At 68.3% G+C, this 17,055-nt stretch carries 22 protein-coding genes; 8 read left to right on the plus strand and 14 right to left on the minus strand.

The window, feature by feature from the left end:
• Positions 1-22: 22 nt before the first annotated feature.
• The 4 genes from parE to SJY26_RS11415 are packed head-to-tail and all read right to left on the minus strand — an operon-like array spanning position 23 to position 7,193.
• Positions 23-2,092: a DNA topoisomerase IV subunit B gene (gene parE, locus SJY26_RS11400; protein ID WP_396593151.1), complete on the minus strand. Its 2,070-nt coding sequence runs from the start codon at positions 2,090-2,092 to the stop codon at positions 23-25.
• The gene (locus tag SJY26_RS11405) at positions 2,058-3,416 is read right to left on the minus strand and encodes an O-antigen ligase family protein (protein WP_396593152.1); all 1,359 of its coding nucleotides are present in this window, start codon (positions 3,414-3,416) and stop codon (positions 2,058-2,060) included. The genes parE and SJY26_RS11405 overlap by 35 nt, the downstream gene beginning before the upstream one ends.
• Before the next feature lie 47 nt (positions 3,417-3,463).
• Positions 3,464-4,804 carry a cellulase family glycosylhydrolase gene (locus tag SJY26_RS11410; RefSeq protein ID WP_396593153.1) on the minus strand — a complete coding sequence of 447 codons (1,341 nt, stop codon included), beginning with the start codon at positions 4,802-4,804 and terminating at the stop codon, positions 3,464-3,466.
• A 52-nt stretch (positions 4,805-4,856) separates the two neighbouring features.
• Complete coding sequence (locus SJY26_RS11415) at positions 4,857-7,193, minus strand: UvrD-helicase domain-containing protein (RefSeq protein ID WP_396593154.1); 2,337 nt, start codon at positions 7,191-7,193, stop codon at positions 4,857-4,859.
• 149 nt (positions 7,194-7,342) lie between these two features.
• Between SJY26_RS11415 and SJY26_RS11420 the strand changes: the two genes are divergently transcribed.
• Both SJY26_RS11420 and SJY26_RS11425 read left to right on the plus strand, forming a co-directional pair.
• Complete coding sequence (locus SJY26_RS11420) at positions 7,343-7,540, plus strand: hypothetical protein (RefSeq protein WP_396593155.1); 198 nt, start codon at positions 7,343-7,345, stop codon at positions 7,538-7,540.
• A gap of 2 nt (positions 7,541-7,542) precedes the next feature.
• Entirely contained in the window at positions 7,543-7,857 is a 315-nt protein-coding gene (locus SJY26_RS11425; protein WP_396593156.1) for a hypothetical protein, read from the plus strand.
• 52 nt (positions 7,858-7,909) lie between these two features.
• On the opposite strand, the gene SJY26_RS11430 is transcribed toward SJY26_RS11425, so the two are convergent.
• Together SJY26_RS11430 and SJY26_RS11435 are read right to left on the minus strand one after the other, a co-directional pair.
• Entirely contained in the window at positions 7,910-8,626 is a 717-nt protein-coding gene (locus tag SJY26_RS11430; protein ID WP_396593157.1) for an SIMPL domain-containing protein, read from the minus strand.
• A gap of 43 nt (positions 8,627-8,669) precedes the next feature.
• Entirely contained in the window at positions 8,670-8,894 is a 225-nt protein-coding gene (locus tag SJY26_RS11435) for a ribbon-helix-helix domain-containing protein (protein WP_396593158.1), read from the minus strand.
• 76 nt (positions 8,895-8,970) lie between these two features.
• Between SJY26_RS11435 and SJY26_RS11440 the strand changes: the two genes are divergently transcribed.
• Together SJY26_RS11440 and SJY26_RS11445 are read left to right on the plus strand one after the other, a co-directional pair.
• Positions 8,971-9,732: a Coq4 family protein gene (locus SJY26_RS11440; RefSeq protein ID WP_396593159.1), complete on the plus strand. Its 762-nt coding sequence runs from the start codon at positions 8,971-8,973 to the stop codon at positions 9,730-9,732.
• Positions 9,733-9,809: 77 nt separating this feature from the next.
• Positions 9,810-10,724 carry a DMT family transporter gene (locus tag SJY26_RS11445; RefSeq protein WP_396593160.1) on the plus strand — a complete coding sequence of 305 codons (915 nt, stop codon included), beginning with the start codon at positions 9,810-9,812 and terminating at the stop codon, positions 10,722-10,724.
• A 9-nt stretch (positions 10,725-10,733) separates the two neighbouring features.
• Here the strand turns inward: SJY26_RS11445 and SJY26_RS11450 are convergent, their stop codons facing one another.
• A complete protein-coding gene (locus SJY26_RS11450; RefSeq protein ID WP_396593161.1) occupies positions 10,734-10,910 on the minus strand; it encodes a DUF4169 family protein in 177 nt (58 codons plus the stop codon).
• Between the two features lie 81 nt (positions 10,911-10,991).
• On the opposite strand from SJY26_RS11450, the gene SJY26_RS11455 reads away from it, so the two are divergent.
• On the plus strand, positions 10,992-11,231 hold the full coding sequence (locus SJY26_RS11455; RefSeq protein ID WP_396593162.1) for a DUF2171 domain-containing protein: 240 nt from the start codon (positions 10,992-10,994) through the stop codon (positions 11,229-11,231).
• 106 nt (positions 11,232-11,337) lie between these two features.
• Positions 11,338-11,730 carry a YccF domain-containing protein gene (locus SJY26_RS11460; protein WP_396593163.1) on the plus strand — a complete coding sequence of 131 codons (393 nt, stop codon included), beginning with the start codon at positions 11,338-11,340 and terminating at the stop codon, positions 11,728-11,730.
• On the opposite strand, the gene SJY26_RS11465 is transcribed toward SJY26_RS11460, so the two are convergent.
• From SJY26_RS11465 to fumC, 5 genes are all read right to left on the minus strand, one after another.
• Entirely contained in the window at positions 11,731-12,042 is a 312-nt protein-coding gene (locus tag SJY26_RS11465; protein WP_396593164.1) for a CcdB family protein, read from the minus strand. It lies immediately after the preceding gene.
• Positions 12,042-12,299, minus strand: a complete 258-nt coding sequence (locus SJY26_RS11470) for a type II toxin-antitoxin system CcdA family antitoxin (RefSeq protein WP_396593165.1) — start codon at positions 12,297-12,299, stop codon at positions 12,042-12,044. The genes SJY26_RS11465 and SJY26_RS11470 overlap by 1 nt, the downstream gene beginning before the upstream one ends.
• Positions 12,300-12,446: 147 nt before the next feature.
• Complete coding sequence (locus SJY26_RS11475) at positions 12,447-12,818, minus strand: hypothetical protein (protein WP_396593166.1); 372 nt, start codon at positions 12,816-12,818, stop codon at positions 12,447-12,449.
• A 46-nt stretch (positions 12,819-12,864) separates the two neighbouring features.
• Positions 12,865-13,359 (minus strand): hypothetical protein, encoded by a 495-nt coding sequence (locus SJY26_RS11480; protein WP_396593167.1) that lies wholly within the window; start codon positions 13,357-13,359, stop codon positions 12,865-12,867.
• A 96-nt stretch (positions 13,360-13,455) separates the two neighbouring features.
• Positions 13,456-14,847, minus strand: coding sequence for a class II fumarate hydratase (gene fumC, locus SJY26_RS11485; protein WP_396593168.1), 1,392 nt, complete (start codon positions 14,845-14,847; stop codon positions 13,456-13,458).
• A 78-nt stretch (positions 14,848-14,925) separates the two neighbouring features.
• Here fumC and SJY26_RS11490 point away from each other — a divergent pair, with 78 nt between their 5' ends.
• Both SJY26_RS11490 and SJY26_RS11495 read left to right on the plus strand, forming a co-directional pair.
• Positions 14,926-15,543 (plus strand): peptidylprolyl isomerase, encoded by a 618-nt coding sequence (locus SJY26_RS11490; protein ID WP_396593169.1) that lies wholly within the window; start codon positions 14,926-14,928, stop codon positions 15,541-15,543.
• The gene (locus tag SJY26_RS11495) at positions 15,540-15,905 is read left to right on the plus strand and encodes a RusA family crossover junction endodeoxyribonuclease (RefSeq protein ID WP_396593170.1); all 366 of its coding nucleotides are present in this window, start codon (positions 15,540-15,542) and stop codon (positions 15,903-15,905) included. Before SJY26_RS11490 ends, SJY26_RS11495 begins: the two co-directional genes overlap by 4 nt.
• On the opposite strand, the gene SJY26_RS11500 is transcribed toward SJY26_RS11495, so the two are convergent.
• Both SJY26_RS11500 and SJY26_RS11505 read right to left on the minus strand, forming a co-directional pair.
• A complete protein-coding gene (locus SJY26_RS11500; protein ID WP_396593171.1) occupies positions 15,890-16,288 on the minus strand; it encodes a GFA family protein in 399 nt (132 codons plus the stop codon). The two genes, SJY26_RS11495 and SJY26_RS11500, sit on opposite strands and share 16 nt — an antisense overlap.
• Entirely contained in the window at positions 16,285-17,055 is a 771-nt protein-coding gene (locus SJY26_RS11505) for a C13 family peptidase (protein WP_396593172.1), read from the minus strand. Before SJY26_RS11505 ends, SJY26_RS11500 begins: the two co-directional genes overlap by 4 nt.

The raw sequence follows: 17,055 nt of genomic DNA on the forward strand, positions 1-17,055 counted from the left end.
ATCATTGCCGGCCGGGGGCCTGTTACACGTCGAGATCGGCCACCGCGAACTGGGCATTGTCCTGGATGAAGCGGAAGCGGGCGTCGGCCTTCTTGCCCATCAGGCGCTCGACCAGATCCTCGATCTCGTCCTCGCTCTCGGGCAGGGTGACGCGGGCCAGGGTGCGCTTCTTCGGGTCCATGGTGGTCTCCTTGAGCTGGGAGGCCATCATCTCGCCGAGGCCCTTGAACCGGCCCAGCTCGACCTTCTTGCCCTTGAACACCGTCGCCATCAGCTCCTCGCGGTGGGTCTCGTCGCGGGCATATTCCGACAGCGGGCCAGCCGACAGGCGATAGAGCGGCGGCAGGGCCATGAACAGCCGGCCCTGGCGGATCACCTCGGGCATGGAGCGGTAGAAGAAAGTGATCAGCAGCGCCGCGATATGGGCCCCGTCCACATCGGCGTCGGTCATGATGACGATGCGCTCATAGCGCAGCTGTTCGATGTCGAAGCGCGGCCCGGTCGTGACGCCCAGCGCGAGGGTCAGGTCCGACAGCTCGATGTTCGCCCGCAGCTTGTCGGCCGTGGCATTGGCGACGTTCAGGATCTTGCCGCGCAGGGGCAGGATGGCCTGGGTCGTGCGGTCGCGCGCCTGTTTGGCCGACCCACCGGCCGAATCGCCCTCGACGATGAACAGTTCGGTGCCGTTGGCCGACTGGCGGCTGCAGTCCGACAGCTTGCCGGGCAGGCGGAGCTTCCGGGTGGCCTGGGCGCGCTGGACCTCCTTGTCCTTGCGCCGCCGCAGCCGGTCCTCGGCCCGCTCGATGATGAAGCCCAGCAGGACATTGGCCTGTTTGGGGTTCTCGGTCAGCCAGTGGTCCAGCGGGTCGCGCAGCAGGGCCTCGACCAGACGCTGGGCGTCGGGCGAGGACAGCCGGTCCTTGGTCTGGCCCTGGAATTCGGGATTGCGGACGAAGACGCTGATCATGGCCCCGGCATTGGCGATGACGTCCTCGGCCGTGATCTGGACCGCCCGCTTCTCGTGCGTCAGGTCGCCATAGGCCTTCAGCCCCTTGACCAGGGCGGCGCGGAAGCCGGCCTCATGGGTGCCACCGTCGGGGGTGGAGACGGTGTTGCAATAGGACTGGACGAAGCCGTCGGCCTCGCCAAAGCCGATCGGCGACCAGACCACGGCCCATTCGACCGCCCCGGCCTCGCCCTTGCGCTCGACCCGGCCCGAGAAGGTCGGGGTGACGGTTTCCAGTTCGCCGATCCGCTCGGCCAGGGCATCGGCCAGACCGTTGGGGAAGTGGAAGGTGGCGGTCTCCGGCGTCGCATCGGTGATGCGGTCGGCGGCACAGGTCCATTTGATCTCGACGCCGCGAAACAGATAGGCCTTGGATCGGGCCATGCGGAACAGCCGCGCCGGTTTGAAGGCCGCGCCGACGCCGAAGATCTCGGCGTCCGGATGGAAGCGGATCAGGGTGCCGCGCTTCCTGGACGGCTGGACCTGTTCGATTGAGCCCAGCGGCAGGCCCCGGCTGAACGATTGCTTCCACTCGAACCCGTCACGCCAGACAGTCACGTCCAGCCGGTCGGACAGGGCGTTGACGACCGAGACCCCGACGCCGTGCAGGCCGCCTGAGGTCTCATAGGCCTTGCCCGAGAACTTGCCGCCCGAGTGGAGGACGGTCATCACCACCTCCAGCGCCGACTTGCCGGGGTGTTTGGGGTGCGGATCGACCGGGATGCCGCGCCCGTCATCCTTGACCGACAGGAAGCCGTCTGCGTCGAGATCCACGGTGATCAGTTTAGCATGGCGGGCCACGGCCTCGTCCATGGCGTTGTCCAGCACCTCGGCGAACAGATGGTGCAGGGCCCGCTCGTCGGTGCCGCCGATGTACATGCCGGGCCGCTTGCGCACCGGTTCCAGTCCCTCCAGCACCTCGATCGAGGAGGCGGAATAGCTGCCGGGAGCCGGGGCCTGTGCGGCAGCCGCCGGGGTCGCAGCGGCGGACGGCGTCACCGCCGCGGCCGGCGCGGGGGCAGGGGCCGCCGGCTTGGGGGCCTCGGGGATATCATCGAACAGGGACGGACTGGCGGAGGCGGGCATGGCCTGAGTGTGCGGCGATTCGGGGAGCCGTCTGGTAGGCCCCTCGACGCGGCCGGGCAAGGCCGGGGACAACCGGGACCCGGACCGGCTCGGGCGAAGGCGTCAGGGCGCGGGCGAGGATGGCCAGAAGCAGGGCCCAGGGCAGGTTGGCGTGGCTGAGCAGCACGCTCTCGGACAGGCTGAGCAGCAGGATCACCGCCAGATAGCCGATTCCCCAGTATCCCTCGCGGGCACCAGCCCCGGGGATGCGGAACAGGGTCACCAGCGTGGCGAGGGCCACGGTCAGGCCGGTCAGGATGACCCCGGGCCAGCCCAGCTGGATCAACAGGTCGATCCAGCCATTGTGGGCCGAGGGCACCGCCCACTGGGTCTCGGCCCGGATGAAGGCGGCCGGGACCGATTCCCGGCCCCAGAAAGCGCTGTAGCCGAATCCCGTCCATGGCCGTTCGGAGACCTCGCGCATGAGGGCGGTCCAGATGTCCGTCCGGCCGGTCAGGGACGGGTCCTTGCCCAGGGCAATCAGGACCGCGGCCGGGTCGGTAATGAAGACATAGCCGGCCCCGGCGGTCAGGACGACGCCCAGCCAGAGGGCGACGATCGAGAAGGCCGCCCCGCCGCGTCGCAGGGTCCACAGGGCCCCGATACCGCCCACGCCCACGATCAGACACAGAAGCGAGGTCTTGGACTGCGTCGCCAGCACCAGCAGGGTGGTCACGATCAGGGTCAGGACGGGAAGCCGGCGGCGGGGATCGCCGGAGGCCAGACACGCCGCCGCCGCGACGGTCCCGGCCGACATGACCAGTCCCATCTGGTTCTTCTCATACCAGAGACCGCGCCACAGGCCGGCGTTGGCCTCCTGGTGAATCCCGATGGTGGGGTTGGCAAACACCATGACCAGACTGCCCAGCCCCAGAAACAGGACCGACAGCATCAGCAGGCGCGGCAGGTGCCGCCCGGTGAAGACGGTGCCCAGATAGATGGCGAAAGCGCTGGACAGGGCCATGGCGATGACCCGCCTCTGGGTCACGCCCGGATCGATCGACCACCATTTGGAAGCAAAGGCGTGAAGCACCAGCAGGCCCAGGATCAGCCAGGCTGGCCAGGCCCGCACCATGGCTGTGGGCCTGAGGGCGATCAGGCCCGCAATGACGGCATAGACCGGCAGCCAGACCAGCCGCAGGATCGGGGTCTCTGCCTGGGTCGGGGCGAACACCGGCCCGATCAGGGCCTGGGTCAGCATGATGACCACGAACATCGCCGCCGCCTGTTCCCACAGGGGCGGGGCGGGATCGGCCGACTCGGTCAGGACAGGGGCGGAGCGCACGACCGGACGTTGGCAAGACCCCGTTAAGGAAGGGTGTGGGGCGGTGCTCAGACCCGGGCGAGGGCGGCGGCATGGGCCCGGACCAGATCCCGGGTCGAGCGGTCGCTGTCGAAGACCCCGTACCAGCCCTGGGGCTCGTGCGGCGGATCCCCGATCCAGGCCGATTCGCCGGCCCGGGCGCGGAAGTCCGGATGGCGGGCCCGGCCCTCGCCGTTCCACGCCCAGATGTTGGACCCGACCAGAGGTCCGCCGGCGCGGGCATCGGCCAGAACGGCCGCATGGACCTCGCCATAGAAGCGGTCGCGCAGGGTGGTCGGCGTCGCGGGGTCGTAGCGATTGCCGTCGCGCGGATAGCCGAACTCCTCGATCACCAGCGGCTTGTTCAGGGTGCGGGCGAAGTCGATGTGGCGGGCGATGTAGTCGGCGGTCTGGTGCCGGGCCTCCGCATCCGTGCCGGCCATGTCGTCCAGACTCGGCCAGCTCCAGTTGCCCGGCCAGATGTGGGCGGTCAGATAGTCGATATCGGGCGAGCGATGGGTGTCCAGCACCATGTCCGGGCGCTCGACCGCGCCCTTCAGCCCCTCCGCCCCGGTGGAAACGAGGTGGTTCGGGTCCAGCGTCTTGATCAGCCGCGCCGTGCCGTTCACCCAGGCCATGAAGTCCGGCAGGACCGCCAAGGCCTCGCCATCGCCGCCCGCCGGCCGAGGCTCGTTGGCCAGCTGCCAGGCCATCACGGCCGGGTCGTCGGCATAGGCGGTCCCGGTCACGGTATTGACGCGCGTGACCATGGCCCGGACCCAGTCGTGATACAGGCCGACCGCCTCCGGGCTGCGGTAGAAGTCGGCGATGAAGTTGGGAAAGGCCGGCCACGGATGGGCCGGATCGTTCATGTCCAGATAGCGACCGCCGTTGACCCAGGACAGATAGGTCATCATCCCGCCCGACCACTCCCAGAAATTGGTCAGGTACAGCACCGCCTTCATGCCGCGCCGGCCGATCCCGGCCATTGCGTGGTCGAGCCCGACCAGAAGCGTCTGGTTGTAGTCCGTCGAGGCGTCGCGGAACGCCGGCCGGACCGAGTTCCTCAGCGGCGAATGTTCGGCCGAGGCGGCGAGCCGCAGATTGGCGACCCCGTCGGCCTGCAGCCGGTCCAGTTCGCGCGCCAGCCGGTCGCGGTCGCCGAAGGCCGCCTCGGCCCCCAGCCAGGCCAGATACCAGGCGTTGAACCCCGCGAACCGGTACGGCCGCCCGTCCAGCGTCAGGGCCATGCCGTCCCGGGCGACGAAGCCGGGGCGCGGCGCGCGGGCGAGGGCGGGGAGGGCCGGAGACAGGGCGGCCGCCGTGGACAGCGCGAGGGCCGCGCGGCGGGTGAACGGATGCTGGCTCATGGTCGCTTCCCTGTGCACAAGTCCGCATTCTCACCTGGACCGGGCCGCCAATCTACTCCGCCTTCTCCACGAAGGTATCGATCACCTTCTTCTCCCCCGCCTTCTCGAACTCCACCGTCAGCTTGTTCCCCTCGATTACGCGCACGCTGCCGTAGCCGAATTTCTGGTGGAAGACGCGGTCGCCCTTGACGAAGCCGGAGCCGGATTTGGGGTCGGCGGTGGCGATCAGGCGGCCTTCGCCCTCGATGATCGCCTTGCGGGCGGGGCGGGCCCCCGGGGTCTGGCCGGCGGTGAAGGCTTTCGCGCGCTGCCAGCCGGGGGAGGTGTAGCCGGCCCCGAACGACGGGGCGTCGTCCCAGCGGGACTTGGCCTCCTTCATGCCGGTGGAGGCCCCGTAGTAGCCGGTGTCCAACTCGGCCTCGACATGGGCGATGGGCAGTTCATCGACGAAACGGCTGGGCAGCTGGCTGGTCCAGCGGCCATAGACGAGACGGTTGGCGGCGAAGCTGATGCGCGCGTCCTGTTTGGCCCGGGTGACACCGACATAGGCCAGGCGCCGTTCCTCCTCGAGCCCCTTTTCGCCCTTCTCGTCGATGCTGCGCTGGCTGGGGAAGACGCCTTCCTCCCAGCCGGGCAGGAAGACCAGCGGGAACTCCAGCCCCTTGGCCCCGTGCAGGGTCATGATCTGGACCGCGTCCGATGACGGCCCCCGGTCGAGGTCCATCACCAGCGAGACATGCTCCAGATAGGCCCCCAGCGTCTCGAACGACTGCATCGCCTGGGTCAGCTCTTTCAGGTTGTCGAGCCGGGCCGGGCCGGTGGCGCGGTCGGCCTTGTGCATGTCGACATAGCCGCTCTCCTCCAGCACCGTTTCGGTCAGCAGCCAGTGGCGCGTGTCTGAGGCCAGCGCCCGCCAGCGGTCCAGATCGCGCACGAAGGTCGACAGGGCCGTGCGGGTCCGCGCCTGCAGCTCGTCCGAGACGATCAGCTCGCGCACCGCCGTCATGGCCGACACGCCCCGGTGCCGGGCGATCTGCAGGATCTTCTGCACACTGGTGTCGCCGACGCCGCGCTTGGGCGTGTTGACGATCCGCTCGAAGGCCAGGTCATCGTCCTCGGACTGGATCAGCCGCAGATAGGCGTGGGCGTCGCGGATCTCGGCCCGTTCGAAGAAGCGCGGCCCGCCGATGACCGTATAGGGGATGGCCAGCAGGACGAACCGCTCCTCGAACGCCCGCATCTGGAATGACGCGCGAACAAGGACCGCCATGTCCTTGTATTTCATACCGTCACGCTTCGCGGTCTCGATCTCGTCGGCGATCAACCGGCTCTCGGCCTCGCCATCCCAGACGCCCCGGACCCGGACCTTGTCGCCGGTCTGGTCCTCGGTCCACAGGGTCTTGCCCAACCGGTCGCGGTTGGCCGCGATCAGGCCAGAGGCGGCCCCCAGGATATGGCTGGTGGAGCGATAGTTGCGCTCCAGCTTGACGATCTTTGCGCCCGGAAAGTCCTTTTCAAACCGCAGGATATTGTCGACTTCTGCGCCCCGCCATCCATAGATCGACTGGTCGTCGTCGCCGACGCAGCAGACGTTCCCCGTCGAGGAGGTCAGCAGCCGCAGCCACAGATACTGGGCGACATTGGTGTCCTGGTATTCGTCGACCAGGATGTAGCGGAACCGGCGGCGGTATTCCTCCGCAATATCGGCATGTTTCGACAGGATCGTCAGGTTGTGCAGCAACAGATCGCCGAAGTCGCAGGCATTCAGGGTCGCCAGCCGCGACTGGTAGGCGGCGTACAGGGCCTGTCCCTTGCCATTGGCGAAATCCTCGCCGGGCGGTAGTTTCTCCGGCGTCCAGCCCCGGTTCTTCCAGTGGTCGATCAGGCCGGAAAGCGACTTTGGCGTCCACCGCTTGGTGTCGATGTTGGCCGCTTCCAGCAGCTGTTTCAGCAGCCGTTCCTGATCGTCGGTGTCGAGGATGGTGAAGGTCGACTTCAGCCCCACCAGCTCCGCATGCCGGCGCAGGATGGAGGCGGCCACGCTGTGGAATGTGCCCAGCCAGCGCAGCCCCTCGGCCGACGGCCCGATCAGATGGGTGATCCGCTCGCGCATCTCGCGCGCGGCCTTGTTGGTGAAGGTGACGACCAACAGTTCCCAAGGCTTCGCGCGGCCGGTGGCCAGGATATGGGCCAGCCGTGTGGTCAGCACCCGGGTCTTGCCCGTGCCGGCCCCCGCCAGCACCAGCACTGGCCCCTCGGTCGCCTCGACCGCCGCCCTCTGCTCGGGGTTCAGACCGGACAGATAGTCGGGCGTCTCATGCGTCAGACCGCCGGGGCCGCGCGAACGGGCGAGGTCGGAAATGCGGGGCGCGGGCAGGGCGTCGGTCAAGGAATCAGGAGCTCGGTTGAGAGGCGGTGGCCCGGAACATAATGAGCACAGCCGGCAAAGTCAGTCCCCGATCCCTGCGCTGTGCCGGAACCGGCAAGCGGGGCTGTCGTTTGGTCGCCGCAGGGAACAACTCTGAGAGGGAACGATCCATGGCCGAGAATTCAAACAGCAGCAGCGGTGGCGGCAATACCGGCCTGGCCTTCATCGTCGGGGGCGTCGTGGTCCTGCTGGCGATCGTGGCGTATTTCGTCTTCGCCGGTGGCGGGATGACGCCGGAGACGAAAGATGTGAACGTCGACGTCAACCTGCCCGAAGTGGCCGCGCCCGCCGCTCCGGCCGGACAATAGTCATGACCGATCCCAACATGCCGCCCGAACGCGTCGTGGCCGAGCCCGACCGCCATACCACCGTCAACGTCCAGCCCGAGCGGCGCAGCGGTGGCGGCGGGGTCATCGCCTTCCTGGTCGGGGGCCTGATCGTGGTGGTCGCGATCATCGGCTATGTCCTCTACACCGGAGGGACGATTCCGGGCCGGGACGATGCCGACACCTCGATCGATGTGGACGTCAATCTGCCCGACGTTCCCCGTCTGCCGGATGCGCCGACCCTGCCGCCGGTTGAACCGCCGTCACTGCCCCAGCCCGGACCTCAGCCGGCCAACTGACAACGACCGTCTCCTCCCTGTCGAATCGCTGGCGGGGAGGAGACGTGCCCGCCTATCGCAGCTGGTAGGTCACGGTCGCCACGACCCTCACCCGTTTGTCCAGCGAGGTCGATTCCGTGTCCACATCCTCGCGGGCGAGGATCTCGAACGAGCCCTGGGTCGCCTGGCGGATCGGCCCCAGCGGTGCCCCGGCGTCCTTGGCGAACTGCTCGGCGCCCGACCGGGCCGAGGCGGTGGCCTCGGCGATCATCGCCGGCCGCACATCATTCAGCTTCGTGAACACATAGGTCGGGGCCGTGAAGTCCAGCAGGACTCCCTGACGCACCAGATCGTTCAGGGCCCGCTCGGTCTGGGCCACGCGGGCGACTTCGCCGGTGCGTACCGTGACCGTCTGGGCGACGATGTAGCGGGGCGTACCGGGCGAGGGCGCATAGCTCTGCGACTGGGTGTCTGTGACCTCCAGCCGCCCGACCGTGACGATGTCATCGCCATACCCCTGCTGGCGCAGGAAGGTGCGGACATTGGCCAGATCGCCGTCGATCCGCGCCTGCACCGCCGGCAGATCCTCGCCCGCCACGGTGAAGCGCAGCGGCAGGATGGCGAGGTCGGCGGTCACATTGCGTTCGGCCAGCCCCCGAACCGTGACCTGGCGGTTCCCTGTCTGGGCGTTGATGACCCCGCCGCCGATGGCGAGGCCGGCCCCGACCAGTCCCAGGGCGACAAGCCCACCGAAGATCACGGGCGGAAGCAGGGTACGATCGATGGCCATGGCGCGGTCCTCTGAATCAGGGGTGCCAGGATGCGCCCCGCGGTCAAGCTTCGCCAGTGCTCCTTTCTGATGCCACGGTCTCCAGCGCCAGCAACCGGCAGGCCGAGGCCAGGGGGCGGCGTCCACGGCCCGCGTCGATCGCCGCCAGCAGACCGGCATGGCTCAGTCCCCTCTGCGCCGCGAACTGGTCCAGCACGGCCCAGAATTCGGGCTCCAGCGCCACGGAGGTCGCGTGGCCGGCGAGGACGACAGAACGTTTCTTCAGCATGGGCAGCCTCTCTGCCGGCCATGGCGTGACCGGGTCCGTTGCGATAGGATACCCCATCTGAGCGAGGATGTTCTCGATGACGATGGAAACCGCCGTCGACGGCCACGATGTCCAGATCCTGCGGCCGCGCAGGCTTCAGCCCCTGACGGCCCTTCGTGCCTTCCGCAAGCTGATCCGCAACAAGGAGGACACCGCCCAGGTGTTCCGGATCATGGAGGCTTTGACCGGTCAATCGGCCAGCCGCGGCTATGGCCGGATGCTGGGCACAGTCGAGGGCGGGCGTCAGGCGTTCCTGCGCGATGAACTGGCCCACCTTCTGGATGACCCGGTGTGGCTGGCCCGCTTCGGCACGGGCACCGTCGGGGCCTCCTACCGGGCCTTCCGCGAGGCGCGGGGCTTCACCGCCGACGGTCTGGCGGAAACGGCGCGTGAGGTGGCCCCGGAGATCGACGCCCTCCATCCCCACGCCTGGTACGCGCGCCGTCTGCGCGACGTGCACGACATCTGGCATGTGCTGACCGGCTACGGCACCGATGCCCTGGGCGAGGCCTGTGTGGTCAGCTTCTCCTATGCCCAGACCCGCAATCTGGGCTTCGGCTTCATCGGCTGGGGTGCCGCGCGCGAGATCCAGCGCGAGAACCGGTCTATCCCGGCCCGTCGCGCGGTGCTTCAGGCCTGGCGCAATGGCCGCCGCGCCCGCTGGCTGCCGGGACTGGACTATGAGGCCCTGTTCGGCGAGCCGCTGGAGGATGCCCGCGCCCGCCTGCGGATCCGGCCGCCGACCGTCTATGCGGCCGTGCCCGAGACCGTCCGCCTCGCTGTGAAGCTGCGCGGGTAGGTCCGAACGCGCTTGCAACCCGCCTGCCCGGGAGTCATCAGGAGCGCTCCCCCGCTTCCGCCCCCTGCGAGCCTGTCTTGATCCTGTCCCGACTGCGCCGGCCGTCCGCCGATGTCCTGGCCATCGCCGGCGTGGCCCTGTGCGCCGTGATCTGGGGCACAACCTGGTATGCCATCACCTGGCAGCTGGGTACGGTCGATGCGGTCGCCTCCCTGACCTGGCGGTTCGGTCTGGCGGCTCTGGTGATCTTCGCCGGTTGCGCCCTGACCGGCCGGTCGCTGCGCCTGACGCGCGGCCAGCATCTGGCGGCGGTGGGGCAGGGGGCCTTCGTCTTCGCCGTCAGCTACTCCTTCACCTATGCGGCGGAGGCCCATGTCACCTCCGCCATCGTGGCGGTCGTGTTCGCCGCCCTGGCCTTCCTCAATCTGGTGCTGTTCCGCCTCGTCGTGGGACAGAAGGCTTCCCGCGCCGCCTGGATCGGGGCCGGCCTCGGCATCCTCGGCGTCGCCGTCCTGTCGGGCGGGGAGGCGCTGGGGGCCGGGTTCGATGCCCGGGCCCTGACCGGCATCGGTCTGGCCTGTCTGGCCGTGCTCAGCTCGGCCGTGGGAAATTATTTCTCGTGGCGTGGCCAGCAGCAGGGCTCGGCCATCCTGCCCCAGACGGCCTGGGCCATGGGCTATGGCACCGCCATGCTGGTGTTGTTCGGCCTCGCCACCGGGGCCCGGTTCACCATCGATCCGTCGCCCGGCTATCTGATCTCGCTGATCTATCTGGCGGTGCTGGGGTCAGTCGTCGCCTTCGTGGTCTATTTCAGCGTGGCCCGGGCGCGCGGCTATGCCCTGGCCAGCTATATCTCTGCGCTGACGCCCCCGATCGCCATGCTGGTCTCGGTCGTGTTCGAGGATGCCCGTTTCGGCTGGTCCGCTGCGGCCGGTCTGGCCCTCGTTCTGGCCGGTCAGGCCCTGCTGATCCGGGCCCCGAAGGTTCCCTGACCCGCCCGGTCAGTCCTCGAGCCGGGACTGGTCCAGCAGCCGCGCCACCCGCTCACGCTCGGCTTTCGCGGCCTCGCGCTGGGCCCGCGTCAGGCCGTGCGACACCCGGTTCATCGCCGCCTCCGCCTTTGCGGCCTCGCGCTGGCGGGTCTTCCGCGCCCGGTTGAGGTTCACGATCTCGCCCATGACAGCCTCCCGCGCGGCAACCCGGTCCCGCCGCCGACGTTGATCCAGTCCCCCCCCCCCCCCCGAACAGGAGATTGACCCATGGTAGACGTCACGCAGATCAAGGAACACCTCGAAGTCGTCGGCTCGGACGGCGGCCACGTCGGTCGCGTCGACCACGTGCTGGGCGACCAGATCGAACTGGCGAAGCTGGATCTGGCGGGCGGCTTCAAACACCATATGATCCCGGTCAGCTGGGTGACGTCCGTCGACGACGACGCCGTCCGCCTCAGCCTGACGAAGGACGAGGCCAAGGCCCGCTGGACTGAAAAGCCGCACTGACACCGACACCGCGCCTTACCGCGAATTCACCCGGGCCCCGCTGATATCGGCGGGGCCTTTCGGCTATCTAGGGGGGACCGGGAAGCGACCGGTGTGGAGGCTGACTGTGATCCGACTGATCCTGAACATCCTGTGGTTCATCTTCGGCGGCTGGATCAGCGGCCTGCTGTGGCTGCTGGGCGGCGCGATCCTGGCCATCACCGTCGTCGGACTGCCCTGGTCCTTCGCCGCCTGGCGGATCGCCAGCTATTCCTTCTGGCCCTTCGGGCGCGAAGTCGTGTGGGCCGGTGAGACAGGCGGCAAGGACGTCGGCTGTTTCGGTATCGGCCTGAACGTGATCTGGTTCGTGGTCGCCGGCTGGTACATCGCCCTGTCCCACATCGTGATCGCGGTCGCCGAGGCCATCACCATCATCGGCATCCCCTTCGCCCTGAAGGATCTGGAACTGGCCAAACTGGCCCTCATGCCGGTCGGGGCGACGATCCGCGACAAGCCCTGATCAGAAGCCGGTGAACAGCCGGTCGAGGGCACGCCGGATGTCGTCTTCGAAGCGCTTGAGATCGCCAACCGTTCGCCTCAGTTCAGATCGTAGAACCGGTGCCATTTCGGGCAGCGACAGATGCAGCGGCTCGTCGTTGAAACGGATCGGAATAGACACCCGGGTGAAGTCGCCGCTGCGAGGCTCCCGGATCAAGGGCGCGATCAATGCCGTCGGCATCTCCTCCACAAAATGGGATTGCATCAGGACGATGTAGGGAGCGGCGACGCGGGAGCGGGGTGACGGGTTCGCAAACACGTCGAACTGGCGCATCACCAGGTCCGGAAGTCCTCGCCGAAGACGCCGTCGCGCTCGATGCGCAAACGATAGGCTTTCAGCGCCTCTGCGTTTTCGTCGGCCCAGGCGCGCGCATCCCGCGCCCGTTCCGCGTCGGTCATCAGAGCGTTCCTGCGTCGGGCGACCGCCAGCTCGACGCCTGCCAAGCCCGCGCTCGGCAGGTCCACACCCAGCCTTTCAGCCTCCGCGACGAGGGCGGGATCGATCTCGATCTTCAGTTCGGCCTTGCCCATGAGAAGAGCCTACATCTGAATCGAAAACCCCGCCACCGATCGCGCCGCCAAACTCACCCCGGGCGAGATCATCGTCTCCGGCAGCATCGCCTCATCGAACTCGGTATCCGTGAGATTGCCGCCGCCGACGGCAACCGGCCGATAGCGTCAGAACAGTCCGGCGGCCGCTGCGGACATGGCCTCGAAGTCGTGACCGACGCCCGGCACCGTCTGGACCTTCCAGCGGAGGGCGACGTTGCGCGATTCTGCGTCGGCTTGCGCCGCGCGGAACAGGGCCTGCCCCCGCCCGAGGCGATGTGGGCCCTGCGCCATGGCGGGCGGGGACTGGTCCAGCCGCCCCTGGCTGGCGGAGTTGTCAAGCTCCCCGAGCAGCAAGGTCAGGTCCACGCCATAGGCTGCCGGAAGGTCATGCGGCACGCTGCCAAGGCCGAAGGGATAGGCGGTCTGCGGCTCGGGGAAGGTGTAGGTGCCGGCATTGGCCGCCACCGCACGGCGGATCCGCGCTTCAGGCTTGAGCATCACCATGCGCTGGACAAATTGCGCACCGGCTGAGTGCCCGAAGATGTCATAGGCGGGGATCGTCCAGGCGTTGTCGGCCTGGAGTTCGATCGAAGATGTTCTCGATCACTGTGAACGCCCACTCTTCCTCGTCGGTCGGGGTGCCGTCGGCCGCCCTGACGTTGCCCTCCTGGTAGTCGCGGGTGACGTAGCGGGCGAGCGGGTTCTCGAACTCCGGCGCGACCAGCAGAAGCTGCCGCTGTTCGGCGGCCCCCACCCAGGCGTCGAGGTATTCCTCCGCGTTGCGACCCATACCGTGCATGACGAAGACGACGGGATCGCCGGGCGTCCAGGCCGCCGGCCGATAGGTCCAGACGCGCAGCGTTTTAAGGGACGAGTTCGTATAGGCGGGGAGCACGAAAGCAGCCTTTCCGACGGCTGTCGGGGCCGCCGCGGTCGGGGCAAGCGCCTGCTGCAGCGCGTGGGCGTTGCCGCCAACCAGAAGAGCAAGCGCGAGCGCTACGATCAGGCCCGTGCCTGCCGCGATCTTCAGAACATTCATGATCGTCGGATAACCCCAAACGCCCCCAAAGCCAGGCTAGGGCGCAAGCTTGGCCATGTCCAGACGCGGAGAGGGAGCAGGCTAGCGCCGCCAAACTCACCCCGGCGAGATCATCTTCTCCGGCCGCACCGCCTCGTCGAACTCGGCGTCGGTCAGATAGCCACCACCGACCGCCTCTTCGCGCAGGGTGGTGCCATTCTTGTGGGCCGTCTTGGCGATCTTGGCGCAGGCGTCATAGCCCAGCTTGCCGTTCAGGGCGGTGACCAGCATCAGGGAGTTGTTCAGGCCGCGCTCGATGTTGTCGATCCGGGGCTCAATTCCCGCCACGCAGTTCTCGGTGAAGCTGACCGCCGCATCGGCCATCAGACGGACCGACTGCAGGAAGTTGTAGGCCATCACCGGGTTGAAGACGTTCAGCTCGAAATGGCCCTGCGACCCCGCGAAGGTGATCGCGGCATGGTTGCCGAACACCTGCACACAGACCTGGGTCAGGGCCTCGCACTGGGTCGGATTGACCTTGCCCGGCATGATCGACGACCCCGGCTCGTTCTCCGGCAGGGCCAGTTCGCCCAGACCCGAACGCGGGCCGGAGCCCAGGAAGCGGATGTCGTTGGCGATCTTGAACAGCGACGCGGCCACCGTGTTGATCGCCCCGTGGCTCATGACCATGGCGTCGTGGGCGGCCAGCGCCTCGAACTTGTTGGGGGCGGTCGTGAACGTCAGCCCGGTGATGGCGGCGATCCGGTCCGCCACGCCTTCCGCGAAGCCGACCGGCGCGTTCAGCCCGGTGCCGACGGCGGTCCCGCCCTGGGCCAGTTGCATCAGGTCGGGCAGGGTCAATTCGATCCGCTCGATCCCCTTGGCCACCTGCTGGACATAGCCACTGAACTCCTGACCGAGCGTCAGGGGGGTGGCGTCCTGGGTGTGGGTGCGGCCGATCTTGATGATGCCCTTCCACGCTTCGGCCTTGTCGTTCAGGGCGTTGCGCAGCTGCTGCAGGGCCGGAAGCAGGCGATGGACCACCTCCTCGGCGCAGGCGACGTGCATGGCTGTGGGATAGGTGTCGTTGGACGACTGGCTCATATTGACGTGGTCGTTGGGGTGGACCGGCTTCTTGGAGCCCATGTCGCCGCCCAGCATCTCGATGGCGCGGTTACTGATCACCTCATTGGCGTTCATGTTCGACTGGGTGCCCGAGCCGGTCTGCCAGACCACCAGCGGGAAATGATCGTTCAGCTTGCCCTCGATCACCTCATTGGCGGCCGCCACGATGGTGTTGCCGATGGCGGGGTCCAGCCGGCCCAGCGCCATATTGGTCTCGGCCGCCGCGCGCTTGACGATTCCCAGCGCCCGGACGATCGGCAGGGGCTGCTTTTCCCAGCCAATTTTGAAGTTGCCCAGCGACCGCTGCGCCTGCGCGCCCCAGTAGCGGTCGGCGGCGACCTCGATGGGGCCGAAGGTATCGGTCTCGGTGCGATGGGCGGTCATGGCGGGAAGGCTCTTCTGGACGTGGCGGGGCGATGCGCGCGGGTGTAGCACCTGTCCGGCGTGGAGCAAGAACGGGAGATGGCGGTGATTGCAACTACCCTGGCCGCAGCGGCGCTGGTGGCCTTTCCGCCCCCGCAGCTGTCTGTGGGTGCGGAGATCCGGACGGATGTGGGACCGGTGATTCTGTCGCTGGATGTGGGCCACGCGCCGGTCTCCACCTGCAACTTCCTGCGCTATGCCCGCGCCGGGCAATACCGCGGTGCCCGGTTCTTCCGCACGGTGGTCAGCGCCACCAATGCCAATCCCCATCCCATCGACGTCATCCAGGCCGAGACGACCGCCGGCAGCGACGATCCCGGCCTCGGCCCCATTCCGCTGGAGCGCACGCGGGACACCGGGCTGAACCACCTCGCCGGCACCATCTCCATGGCCCGGAACGGTCCGGACACCGCCACCTCCAGCTTCTTCATCGTGACCGAGGACACGCCGGCGCTGGATTTCGGTGGGGGGCGCCACCCCGATGGTCAGGGCTTCGCTGCCTTCGGTCAGGTCGTGGAGGGGCTGGATCTGGTCCGGACCATCCAGCGTCGCCCGGCCGTCGATGAGCAACTGGTCACGCCGGTCGCCATCACCGACATCGTGCTGCGCAGCCCGGTGCCGGAAATCTGCGCGGCGATCTTCCCGGAAGCGGAATGACCGGCGACTGGATCGTCTCCGGCAAGGTGCGCGCCCGCGAGGAGGGGGACGCCGTCGTCATCATGATCGACGGCCTGACCACCCAGGCCAAATACTACAAGCCGCTGGTCTACGAATTCTTCCGCAAGGAATGGCGCGGTTCACGGCCGGCCTATGGCGACTACGTCGTCGAGATCGTGATGGAGCACATCGGCGATCCGCCGTGGATGGATCTGGACAATCTGGCCAAGGCCCTGCTGGACGCCATCAAGGGCTATCTGTTCCACGACGACGCCCAGGTCGCGCGGCTGCTGGTCGAGCGTCGCCCGGGCGAGCGCGAACGCATCACCATCCGGGCGTTTCCGCGTCAGCCTTCGGGATAGCGCTCGAACGCGGGCAGGCGGTCCAGATGCGCCATCCAGCCGATTCGCTCGGCGATCTGGACCTGGGCGTCCAGCGGCAGGGCGTCGGGATCGTCGAGTGTCGCCGTCTGCAGGTCGATCTCGCCGGGAAAGATCACGTCGCTGGCATAGAACAGGCCCGTGCCGCAGCGCCCGCAGAAGCCGCGTCGCGCCTCGCTCGATGAGGCGTACCAGACGGGTTCCCCGGTGATCACGACGGCCTCTCGCGGGAACACCGCCCAGGCGACAGCCGGCGCGCCCGCGGACCTCCGGCAATCGGTGCAGTGACACAGGCTGTGGCGGACCGGCGCAGCGGAAACCGCGTAGCGAATGCCGCCGCAGTGGCACCCACCCGTCAAACTCATGGTCGCCCGGCCCCCGGCGGCGGGCGTGTGAACCGCAGCGTCGGCAGCAGCAGTTGCATCTGGCCGCCGATCCGGACCTGCGGCTCCGAGGCCGGGCTCAGCCCGTCGGCCGCCTCGCGCGCCGCGACACAGGCCTTCACCGCCTGCGCCAGGGCGATGAAATCGTTCGCCGTCGGCAGGGTCTGGATCACGCAGCCGTCGAAATAGGGCCAGGTCGCGTCGGCGCTGCAGCCGAAGGACGAGCGGTCGCGGCGCGCGGCGGTCAGGATCATGCGGTTCGGCGCGGCCAGACCGTCCACGAAGATTCCCGAATAGCAGGCCGAGACGATCAGGACCGTCGGCCGGTCCTGACACCAGTTGCGGACCAGGGCCGCCATGGCCGTCGGGCTCAGCATCCGGTCGGGGCCGAACACCATCCCCTCGGGGCTGCCATGGGCGGTGAAATACAGCAGGCAGCCGCGGGTGGCGCGTGCGGCCACCTCCGCCACCCCGGCCACGGCCGCCGACGCCGAGGTCGCCGGCGCCCGGTCCGGCCGCAGGCTGTAGTCCACAAGGCTCGTACGATCGAAGCCGGCGGTCAGAAAGCCCGCCGTCAGGTCACGCCGGGCGTTGTCGAAGGCCTCGATCGGCTCACCCGCCCCGTCGCGCCAGTCGGCGGCGATGATGGCGGCGGTCCAGCCGTCGAACCGGCTGGTGGGCGCGGACTGGGCACTGGCCGTGCCGGCCACGAGGGCCAGCAGCACGACCATCAGACCCCGCCAGTCCAA

The organism is Brevundimonas sp. R86498 (assembly GCF_044598075.1).
In the GTDB taxonomy this organism is placed as follows: domain Bacteria; phylum Pseudomonadota; class Alphaproteobacteria; order Caulobacterales; family Caulobacteraceae; genus Brevundimonas.

Excerpts from the sequence above, each read along its gene's own strand:
- SJY26_RS11455 (WP_396593162.1), top strand. The coding sequence starts at position 10,992 with ATGGTAGACGTCACGCAGATCAAGGAACACCTCGAAGTCGTCGGCTCG.
- SJY26_RS11470 (WP_396593165.1), bottom strand. The coding sequence starts at position 12,299 with ATGGGCAAGGCCGAACTGAAGATCGAGATCGATCCCGCCCTCGTCGCG.
- SJY26_RS11430 (WP_396593157.1), bottom strand. The coding sequence starts at position 8,626 with ATGGCCATCGATCGTACCCTGCTTCCGCCCGTGATCTTCGGTGGGCTT.
- SJY26_RS11480 (WP_396593167.1), bottom strand. The coding sequence starts at position 13,359 with ATGAATGTTCTGAAGATCGCGGCAGGCACGGGCCTGATCGTAGCGCTC.
- fumC (WP_396593168.1), bottom strand. The coding sequence starts at position 14,847 with ATGACCGCCCATCGCACCGAGACCGATACCTTCGGCCCCATCGAGGTC.
- SJY26_RS11420 (WP_396593155.1), top strand. The coding sequence starts at position 7,343 with ATGGCCGAGAATTCAAACAGCAGCAGCGGTGGCGGCAATACCGGCCTG.
- SJY26_RS11410 (WP_396593153.1), bottom strand. The coding sequence starts at position 4,804 with ATGAGCCAGCATCCGTTCACCCGCCGCGCGGCCCTCGCGCTGTCCACG.
- SJY26_RS11490 (WP_396593169.1), top strand. The coding sequence starts at position 14,926 with ATGGCGGTGATTGCAACTACCCTGGCCGCAGCGGCGCTGGTGGCCTTT.
- SJY26_RS11465 (WP_396593164.1), bottom strand. The coding sequence starts at position 12,042 with ATGCGCCAGTTCGACGTGTTTGCGAACCCGTCACCCCGCTCCCGCGTC.
- parE (WP_396593151.1), bottom strand. The coding sequence starts at position 2,092 with ATGCCCGCCTCCGCCAGTCCGTCCCTGTTCGATGATATCCCCGAGGCC.
- SJY26_RS11435 (WP_396593158.1), bottom strand. The coding sequence starts at position 8,894 with ATGCTGAAGAAACGTTCTGTCGTCCTCGCCGGCCACGCGACCTCCGTG.
- SJY26_RS11440 (WP_396593159.1), top strand. The coding sequence starts at position 8,971 with ATGACGATGGAAACCGCCGTCGACGGCCACGATGTCCAGATCCTGCGG.
- SJY26_RS11450 (WP_396593161.1), bottom strand. The coding sequence starts at position 10,910 with ATGGGCGAGATCGTGAACCTCAACCGGGCGCGGAAGACCCGCCAGCGC.
- SJY26_RS11475 (WP_396593166.1), bottom strand. The coding sequence starts at position 12,818 with ATGCTCAAGCCTGAAGCGCGGATCCGCCGTGCGGTGGCGGCCAATGCC.
- SJY26_RS11495 (WP_396593170.1), top strand. The coding sequence starts at position 15,540 with ATGACCGGCGACTGGATCGTCTCCGGCAAGGTGCGCGCCCGCGAGGAG.
- SJY26_RS11500 (WP_396593171.1), bottom strand. The coding sequence starts at position 16,288 with ATGAGTTTGACGGGTGGGTGCCACTGCGGCGGCATTCGCTACGCGGTT.
- SJY26_RS11425 (WP_396593156.1), top strand. The coding sequence starts at position 7,543 with ATGACCGATCCCAACATGCCGCCCGAACGCGTCGTGGCCGAGCCCGAC.